Origin of the sequence: Candidatus Electronema sp. TJ (assembly GCF_048287355.1) — a bacterium.
Lineage (GTDB): Bacteria > Desulfobacterota > Desulfobulbia > Desulfobulbales > Desulfobulbaceae > Electronema.
In genome coordinates this window covers 1-8147 of record NZ_JBLWEP010000108.1, presented here as the reverse complement: position 1 = coordinate 8147, position 8147 = coordinate 1, and the positions used below count along the sequence as shown (strand labels likewise).

The 8147-nt window shown below is 51.5% G+C and carries 10 protein-coding genes, 1 tRNA gene and 1 pseudogene; 6 read left to right on the top strand and 6 right to left on the bottom strand.

Annotation, left to right across the window (positions count from 1 at the left end; genetic code table 11):
* Nucleotides 1–154 precede the first annotated feature (154 nt).
* Nucleotides 155–231, top strand: a tRNA-Met gene (locus ACNKID_RS08625).
* A 491-nt stretch (nucleotides 232–722) separates the two neighbouring features.
* Here ACNKID_RS08625 and ACNKID_RS08620 read toward each other — a convergent pair.
* Entirely contained in the window at nucleotides 723–1025 is a 303-nt protein-coding gene (locus ACNKID_RS08620) for a hypothetical protein (RefSeq protein ID WP_417913029.1), read from the bottom strand.
* 728 nt (nucleotides 1026–1753) lie between these two features.
* On the opposite strand from ACNKID_RS08620, the gene ACNKID_RS08615 reads away from it, so the two are divergent.
* Genes ACNKID_RS08615 through yjgA form a run of 5 tightly spaced genes read left to right on the top strand, consistent with a single transcriptional unit; the run spans nucleotide 1754 to nucleotide 4837 of the window.
* Nucleotides 1754–2020, top strand: coding sequence for a nitroreductase family protein (locus ACNKID_RS08615; RefSeq protein ID WP_417913028.1), 267 nt, complete (start codon nucleotides 1754–1756; stop codon nucleotides 2018–2020).
* Nucleotides 2017–2517 carry a hypothetical protein gene (locus tag ACNKID_RS08610; RefSeq protein WP_417913027.1) on the top strand — a complete coding sequence of 167 codons (501 nt, stop codon included), beginning with the start codon at nucleotides 2017–2019 and terminating at the stop codon, nucleotides 2515–2517. The genes ACNKID_RS08615 and ACNKID_RS08610 overlap by 4 nt, the downstream gene beginning before the upstream one ends.
* The gene (gene coaBC / locus ACNKID_RS08605; protein ID WP_417913026.1) at nucleotides 2517–3725 is read left to right on the top strand and encodes a bifunctional phosphopantothenoylcysteine decarboxylase/phosphopantothenate--cysteine ligase CoaBC; all 1209 of its coding nucleotides are present in this window, start codon (nucleotides 2517–2519) and stop codon (nucleotides 3723–3725) included. Before ACNKID_RS08610 ends, coaBC begins: the two co-directional genes overlap by 1 nt.
* Nucleotides 3722–4282: an HPP family protein gene (locus tag ACNKID_RS08600; protein ID WP_417913025.1), complete on the top strand. Its 561-nt coding sequence runs from the start codon at nucleotides 3722–3724 to the stop codon at nucleotides 4280–4282. Before coaBC ends, ACNKID_RS08600 begins: the two co-directional genes overlap by 4 nt.
* A gap of 3 nt (nucleotides 4283–4285) precedes the next feature.
* Nucleotides 4286–4837, top strand: coding sequence for a ribosome biogenesis factor YjgA (yjgA, locus tag ACNKID_RS08595; protein WP_417913024.1), 552 nt, complete (start codon nucleotides 4286–4288; stop codon nucleotides 4835–4837).
* A 33-nt stretch (nucleotides 4838–4870) separates the two neighbouring features.
* On the opposite strand, the gene ACNKID_RS08590 is transcribed toward yjgA, so the two are convergent.
* From ACNKID_RS08590 to ACNKID_RS08570, 5 genes and pseudogenes are all read right to left on the bottom strand, one after another.
* Nucleotides 4871–5536 (bottom strand): class I SAM-dependent methyltransferase, encoded by a 666-nt coding sequence (locus tag ACNKID_RS08590; RefSeq protein WP_417913023.1) that lies wholly within the window; start codon nucleotides 5534–5536, stop codon nucleotides 4871–4873.
* A 12-nt stretch (nucleotides 5537–5548) separates the two neighbouring features.
* The gene (locus tag ACNKID_RS08585; RefSeq protein WP_417913022.1) at nucleotides 5549–6010 is read right to left on the bottom strand and encodes a hypothetical protein; all 462 of its coding nucleotides are present in this window, start codon (nucleotides 6008–6010) and stop codon (nucleotides 5549–5551) included.
* 393 nt (nucleotides 6011–6403) lie between these two features.
* Complete coding sequence (locus tag ACNKID_RS08580) at nucleotides 6404–7192, bottom strand: hypothetical protein (RefSeq protein ID WP_417913021.1); 789 nt, start codon at nucleotides 7190–7192, stop codon at nucleotides 6404–6406.
* A gap of 45 nt (nucleotides 7193–7237) precedes the next feature.
* A complete protein-coding gene (locus ACNKID_RS08575; protein ID WP_417913020.1) occupies nucleotides 7238–7873 on the bottom strand; it encodes a hypothetical protein in 636 nt (211 codons plus the stop codon).
* Nucleotides 7874–7911: 38 nt separating this feature from the next.
* Nucleotides 7912–8147 (bottom strand): annotated as a pseudogene (locus ACNKID_RS08570) (VapC toxin family PIN domain ribonuclease); the annotation flags it as partial.

Genomic DNA, 8147 nt, shown 5'->3' with positions numbered 1-8147 from the left:
TCTCGCTGGCTGTCTCTTTTATGTGGGCACAACGAATAGTGGGATAGGTTCGTCTGTCCGAAGCCAGCCGCTTCGGACATCTGGCGACATTTCCAAGATGTTTCTCTCTTGACAGAAGCAACAAAAACGATTAAAATGTACTTCATTGAATGAAGGCGATGTAGCTCAGCCGGTTAGAGCATACGGCTCATATCCGTAGTGTCCGGGGTTCAAGTCCCTGCATCGCCACCAGCCAGTGATGATTTCAGATAGTTAGAAGTCATCTCCGTATAGATAGGTCAAAGTGAGATACAAAATCACGGCCAACTGTGATGCCGATCTTAAGTTGATTGGATTTTTTATGTCCACTGTCGTCCACTGTCCACTTTCTGCCTCGCCTCATGTTCAGGATATAGTGTCAATTATCGAATTCCTGCCCTTATCCTTATCCATTATCAGAAAAAATATTGCATAACAATGGTAACGGGTTAAATCCGTTGATCAGGATTTTTTTGAGTATCGTCCGCTCTCAAAAAATATACCTGTTACCCAAGTTGTGACTTATAACATTGTTTTTTTGATGCCGTAAGCCAAGATAAAAAGAAAAGCCTTCAATTTATCTTCATGCGAGGTGACATCATGAATATGCGCTGAAAATCTTTGGGTGATGACGCTGAATGCTGACTCGAAACACTTTCAGGTGAACGTCTCATTCCTCAAGCTCATCCTCACCATTATATGCTTTAGTCTCCATAAAAAATGACGCTTTTGGCAGGAAAAGAAGAATCAGGCAAAGAAGTTGTGTCTGAATATGCCCCTGAAGATAAAAATATTTCGACAGGAATTCCTGATTCTGGCATAAGCGCATGAACTTTCAATATTCCTTCCGGCTTGGAACACGTCTCCGGAAGCATTCGTCCTGATATATTTTGCAGCACTGTATGCTGATGTTGCGGCAGACAGGGACAGGAAAACTGTCGCGCGCGCGAGGCGAGATAAATTCTCAATGAATCCAATTCATGAAATGGCACGGCAAGCTGACTCATCAGGCCGCGCCAGACGGATTCAGGAATTCTGCCCGAACGGCGGATGAACTGACTTTTTGAAAATATGACAGGCGCATATCCATGCCGCTTTTTCTTTCAGCATTTTTTTCTTACCGACATAGTTCATCTGCATTGGCCATTATTTTAATTTTCAATTCTCATAAGGAGTCAATCTGCTCAGAAACTCTATGAAGTACGGATTCGTTTCAGCGGGATTTTTTTCTCAGCTCAGAACCAACTGTATTTCTTGAAATGTCAATATTTCTGATTATATCTTTAACTCATATGCTGTTAATAATCTATATTTAGACCTGCTCATTAACACTAGTATTGTAAGTACAGTCATGCTGAAAGCTCTTTCAGCATTTTTTTGTGGCGATACCAATATGTTCCTTTTTCGCTGCGACCGTTCTTGAACAAGTCCTCGGCTCCGCAGTGCCGACAGTTGATTTCGATATACTGTTTCTAACAACGGAACAATATACCACAAATTATCGATCAACGGATTTAACCCGGCACCTCCGGGAATTCACCAGCCAGCCGGTCGAGCGCGGCCTGATCGAACATATTCTTCAACGCAGGCATCTGGGCCCCGTCCGGCCTCAACAACCAGTTGCCATCATCCAAGACAGCAGCATCCGCGACCGGCTTGCGGATGTTGACCCCTTTATGCTCATATTGTCAGTACCGCGCCTGTCCTGATTGCCGTTTACCTTGATCAGGAAAAGATGTATGATCGGGTCAAAGATCATCAAGCTGCCGGGGCCTGCATCCAGAACATGCTTCTGGCCGCTCATGCGTTGGGGCTGGGCGCGGTCTGGCTCGGTCAGATTTTGGCGAATAAAGACCGTGTGAATAAGGTGCTGGGGCTGAACGATCAGCATGAGCTGGCCGCTGTGCTCGCTGTCGGCCATCCTCTGCACAGAAACCAGCAGTCCCTGCGGCAGCCTTTGGAAACCTTCATCCTGCACGAATTTGGAGAAAACAACCTATGAAGAAGCCAGTGAAACTTCTGCTCCTCGCCCTTGCCGCTGCCTCGCTGCTGCTGTCCGGCTGCGTCCTGCCCTCCTCATCGATGCGCATGGACTACGGCGGACTGCCGCCCATTCCCGGTTTTGCCGATGACATCCACGACATCGCCCTGCCCGGAGAGATGGAATGGGACCGCGCCCGCTCGATGGCCATCAAAACAGAGTCCTTTCATGGCGGAGTCTGGCATTATGCCGGCAGTGTCGAAGCCATGTCCCTCAAAGACTACATGATCAACTCCATGCAGGATGCAAAATGGAAATTAGTCGGCGAGGCTGCGTCCTCCGACATCATGTTCGCCTTTGTCAAGCCGCATAAAACCTGCATGATCATCATTTCCGAAGGCCGTTTCGGCAAAACCGGCCTCACCCTTTACGTGACCATTGACAAAACGGCTGCGGTCAAGCTGAATCCTTTTGGCGAGCCTTCGGTCAAGCAGGAGCAGGAGCCGCCAGCGTTCTGATGCGGGACAAGAAAATCCTCTTCGGGGTCTGCGGCTCAATTGCCGCTTTCAAGGCCGCAGGCTGGGTGAGCAGCTTGGCCCAAGAGGGTGCGCAGGTGCATGTGGTGATGACAGCAGCTGCGACCCGCTTTGTCACCCCGCTCACCTTTTCCGCCCTTTCCGGCAACCCGGCGCACAGTGAACTCTTTGCCGCAGGCATGGAGCACATCGCCCTGTCTGCGGCTGCGGACGCGGTGCTGATCGCCCCGGCCACAGCTCAGACTATCGCCCGCTTGGCGCATGGCTTGGCTGATGATCTGCTGGCCGCCTCAGTCTTGGCCTGCGCCGCGCCAGTGCTGATTTGTCCGGCCATGAATTGCCGAATGCTGGCTCATCCGGCCACGCAGCGGAATTTAGCTGTGCTGCGTGAATACGGCTGCCGGATTGTGGAGCCGGACAGCGGACGGCTGGCCTGCGGGGAGGAGGGTACAGGCCGTCTTGCGGAGTGGGACACGGTGCGCGAGGCTCTGCTCGGTCTGCTGGCCAAGCAGGATATGGCTGGAGAAAGGGTGCTGATCACTGCCGGGCCGACGCAAGAGCCGCTGGACCCGGCCCGCTTCCTCAGCAACCGTTCCAGCGGCAAGATGGGCTACGCCTTGGCGAGGACAGCGCGGCGGCGCGGTGCCGAGGTCACGCTGATTTCCGGGCCGGTCGCCCTTGCCCCGCCGCCTGACATGAACGTGATTCCGGTGCGCACAGCCTTGGAAATGGCCGAGGCGGTCAGCCGCCACGCCACTGCCGCCTCCATCGTGGTCAAGGCGGCGGCGGTGGCCGATTTCCGCGCCGCCGCCTTTTCCGCCCAGAAAATCAAAAAGACAGCAGCGGATCTGCTGCTGGCTTTGGCCGCCAACCCGGACATCCTAGCCGCCTTGGGCAGCAAACGGCGGTCTGGTCAGCTGTTGATCGGCTTTGCGGCGGAAAGCAGCAGTCATGAGGCGGAAGGCCGCCGCAAGCTGCTGGCCAAGAACGCCGACCTGATCGTGGTCAACGACATCCTCGGCAGCAGCACCGGCTTTGAGGCGGACACCAACCAAGTCACCCTGATCACGCGGAACTCGTCAGAAACCTTGGAGCTGCTCTCCAAGGAGGAGACGGCGGACCGCATCTGGGACAAGGCCCTCTGTCTGCTGCAAGACAGAGCAGCAGTAGGCGCGGAGAACAGAGCATGAAGCAGCGCATCCGAGGCTATTTTGCCAAAATGAAGGGCGTGAAAGGCGCAGGCCATCCGCCGCATGAGAATCTTTTCGAGAACATCTTCTGGTCGTGGCTCGGCGGCTTTTTCGGCATCGCCGCCGTGGCGTGGCTGCACTACGGCTTTCTGCCAGAAAAAGAGCTGATTCTGATCATCGGCTCGTTCGGCGCATCCGCAGTGCTGATCTACGGCGTGGTGAAAAGCCCCTTTGCCCAGCCAAGAAATCTGCTCGGCGGCCACCTGATTTCCGCCCTGATTGGGGTCGCCTCCTACAAGCTTTGCGGCAATGTCATCTGGCTGTCCGCCGCCTTGGCCGTGGCCACGGCAATCGCCGCCATGCTCCTGACCAAAACCGTGCATCCGCCCGGCGGCGCGACCGCCCTGATTGCAGTTATCGGCAGCAATGACATTCACCAGCTCGGTTTTTTTTACGTTGTCGCCCCGGTCGGCCTTGGAGCGGCGGTCATGCTGCTCATCGCCCTGCTGGTCAACAACATCCCCAAGAATCGCCGCTATCCAGAATTCTGGTTTTAAAACATGGAACTGAGCAGGTCTGAACAGAAACGCAGAGTCAAGCAGCTGGAGGAGCTGGCTGAGGAGCTGGCCGCCCTGCCCGCTGCTGTGCTGAACGAGCTGCCTGCCGGAGAGGAATTGCGCAGTCAGCTCAAGGAAGCCGCCGGGCTGAAGCACGACGGGGCGAGAAAGCGGCTGATCAAGCACATCACCAAGCTGCTGCGCGAAGAGGACTCGCCGGAGCCGCTCTACCAGTTTCTTGCCGGGCGCAAAGGCAATGCCCTGCTCCGCAAAAAACGGCAGCATGAGCTGGAGCATCTGCGCGATGCCCTGATTGACGAGGCGATTGCCGCACAGCAGCTGGCCAGAGAGCGGCAGGAGGATTTCAGCGAAAGATGGCGGTCGCAGACTGCGGCGGAAATTGCGGCTGCGCTGCCGGGCACGGATCCGAGCGAGCTGTCCCGGCTGGCCTTTTTCTTCGCTGTCAGCCGCAATCCCCGCCATAGCCGCGAGCTGTTCCGCCTTCTTCGCGCCGCGCAGGAGCAGCATGACAGAAATTCTCCCGCAACACCCTGAGCGTCACAGTTTTTTTTCCCTTGGCAGGGCGAATCACCCTGCCTTCCTGTATCCCACAATCATGCAGGTGGGATATATCAAGCCCGGAATCACCTGCTCGCTGGCCGGGAAATCCGTCATTTCCTCCAGCAGCTCCAAGCGGGCGGCCCGCAGCACATTCGGCGCAAGGTAATCCATCATCGTGTGGCCCTGCTCGGTCAGCTTGATCGAACGGTTGAAGATGTAAGACGTGACCAGCCGCTTGGAGTAATAGTCGGAATTGCCGTCATTGACATGGCTTTCCAGCAGATTGCGGAACGGATGCTTGGCGAGAACTTGGATCACGCCTCCAGGTTTGGCGACGCGGATCATCTCCAGAAGCGTTTTCGGCACATCCTCGGCATGTTGAATGGCATAAAAGCTGGTCACGATGTCAAACAGCCCAGCTGCAAAAGGAAGCTGCTCCATCGGAGCCTGAACAAAGACACCGGCGGCCTTTTCCCGCGCCATCGCCAGCTCTTTTTCAGAAATATCCACGCCAGAAACAGCAGCTCCTTGAGCAGCATAACAGGCCGCATCATGACCAGAGCCGCAGCCGACATCAAGAAGGGCTTTTCCTGTCAACTCAGGCAGGAGTGAATAGAAATACCGTCTGGTCGCTTCCTCCAGCTCTTCGGTTCCCTTGGCGTATTTCTGCGCAAACTGATCATAGTTGCCCATCTTCTTTTCTCGTCAGGAATTCGGCTGCGTGTCTTCCTCGTCCTTCTCCTTTTTCGGGCCGGGATGGAACACTTTGAGGAAATCAAAAAGAAATTGGGCCGCATCTTTGATTTCCGGGCAGGCGTTTTCAAATTCGCGGATGCGCCGCGAGGCCCCGTACATACCTTCCATGCAGCGCGAGGTGGCCTGAAGCCGCTGATGATAGACCGACTGATGCAGCCGTTCCAGCAGCAGCTCAATGGGTTCAAGCCGTTTGACCTCAGCCAGACCCTCCTCAATATCGGCCAGCACCGCAGGCGAAAGATGCAGGGTTCCGGCATGTTCCTGCGCCAGACGGCTGGTGTCGTCAGCAATTGCCTGATAACCAGGCAAAGCCTTGCGCAGCATCTGCACTTCCGAAGCCTCAAGCGGGGGCAGATATTCCACGCCCAGCAGCGCTGCGACCTGCTCCATCAAGGTTCCTTCTTCTGGCATTTCAATCCTCCTGGCAAAGAGTTGAGAGATAGGCTGAACTTATTCCTCAGTGCCGCTACTGTCAAGCGAAAAAAGATGGGTTGAAGCGGGAAAACGGCAGTTTGGGAAAAGGAATCTCCTAAAAAGAAACAGAACGGTTCAGGGTGGAAAAAAGGCATCTCCTGATTGGAATCAGGAGATTTCAGGGTATAAAAAAGGCGGCTCCTTATTTGAATCAGGAAGTTCCTTTTTCGGAAAAGGGCGCGGCCTTTTCTGAAAAGCCTGCCTCGAAATGCCCGCAGGCGACGAAGCCGTTCTTGCGGAAAACCACCAGCGCATCAGGCCAGACAGCAGTTCCCCTTTGCTCGTCTTGGAATTTAAGCTGGTCTATTTCCGTTTTTTAAGACGGCATTCTTAATCTTGTTGAGATTCCTTCCGTCTTTTTTGATTAAATAGATCGACGAAAGAAGCGTCTATCTGACTATATTTCTTGACTTCTTCAGAAGAAGTAAAAAAATTACATTCATTAACTATCAGCTTCGTCAACGCATCTGGAAGATTATGCTTTTTCAACATACCATCGATTTCAACGAGAAAATCAGTATATCTTTTACAGTAAAAAGCCATCCCATGGCTAAGTGTTCGTATCAAATTGATCCTTCCTTGAAATTCTTTTTCAGCTAATTCTATTTTATTCTTGACGATACATACAGTTCTATCAAACAGGTTAATGAATGATTCTAAGCATATTCGTTCTTTTTCTTGTTCTGACATTGAATCATATTCAGTTATCTTCCTATTCTTCTCATTTTTGTTTTTGCTAAAGTTTTTGCTTGCTTCTATACCATAGACCAATCTCAACATAGTGTTATTCCTATGTTCTCCGCATAACAAAAGAGCATCCATGAAAGAATTACAGTATAGATCATGCAAAAATTTATTTCTAAACTCCATAAGAAGAATAAATTCTCCATATTCATCATCACTTATAACTTCAATATCAGACAATAAGTCAATTTTATTCTTAAACGAAAGCGATCCGCTTTTTCCAGATAATGATTTCTTTTTAAGGCTGTCTGGAATATCCAAGAGTTCCAAAAGAAGCGTATTGATATTTGCCTCTAATTTTAGAGCGCATTCAAGAATCTCGATTCTTAACTCCCGATTTATAGGAGTAGGTTCATCTATGAATTTTATACCCATTTTTTACATCTGGTGATTATATTGTTACAGATTGGAGGAAATATACTACGAGTTGTGTTCCAACTCCTCAATCTTCCCCTGCGCCTTTTTCAGCATGTGCGCCAATATCCCCATAATCTTGCCAATGCTGCTGATGTAATAAGACGGCTTGTCTATAAACACCGTGTCTTCGGCAAGTTTCAGGAATTTCCATTCATCGCCGGTGGTCACGGCTCCATAAATGCAGGGCAGATGCCGGTTTTCCTTCTCATTGTACAGCTTGGCAGCGTACATCTCCGCAATGCACTGTCCCAGCCCTGAAATAATGTCCTCATTTTTCGCCTCGACCACCGCCATGACTGGCACATCAAGGTAAAGCTGTTCAGCGGATTGGCTCAGGATGTAATCACAAAAGCCGCTCAGTCCTTTCTCACGGTCAACCGTGAAGTCAATCCCGGAAAAAAGACTGATGCTTTCCTCTATCATCTCCTTTGCTTCCACTAAAATGTTGATGATGATCAGCTCGGAGCGGGCTTTTTCCGTGTTGATGGACAATGCCAGCTGGACATTTCTGGCCAACGTCGCGGCAAGATAGGAACTGATCTCGGCCTCCGGCACCTCGTCAAATAATGAAACAGACTCAACCGTCTTCAGCTGAAACTCAGCCTTCACTTTCTTCAGGGTGAAATCGCTATAGACCATGATAAGTTCCGCTTATGTCTCGCTGTATTCAGCCGCTTTCAATAAACAAACAGCATGTTCTGAAACGGAAAAGTATTCTTCCAGCGATACGTCCGAAAATCACGCTGATCAGTGCTGAGTATCCGACCGTCACGCAGCTCTTCTGCCAAAACAACCAAGGATGCATCTGCCAAATCCATCGGCAGGTCAGTGTATTTTTCCATCAAATTGAGAATAAGACTGTAATGCTCCTCACGAAGGTCGAAAACAATGAAACTCCCTTGACGGAGACTGC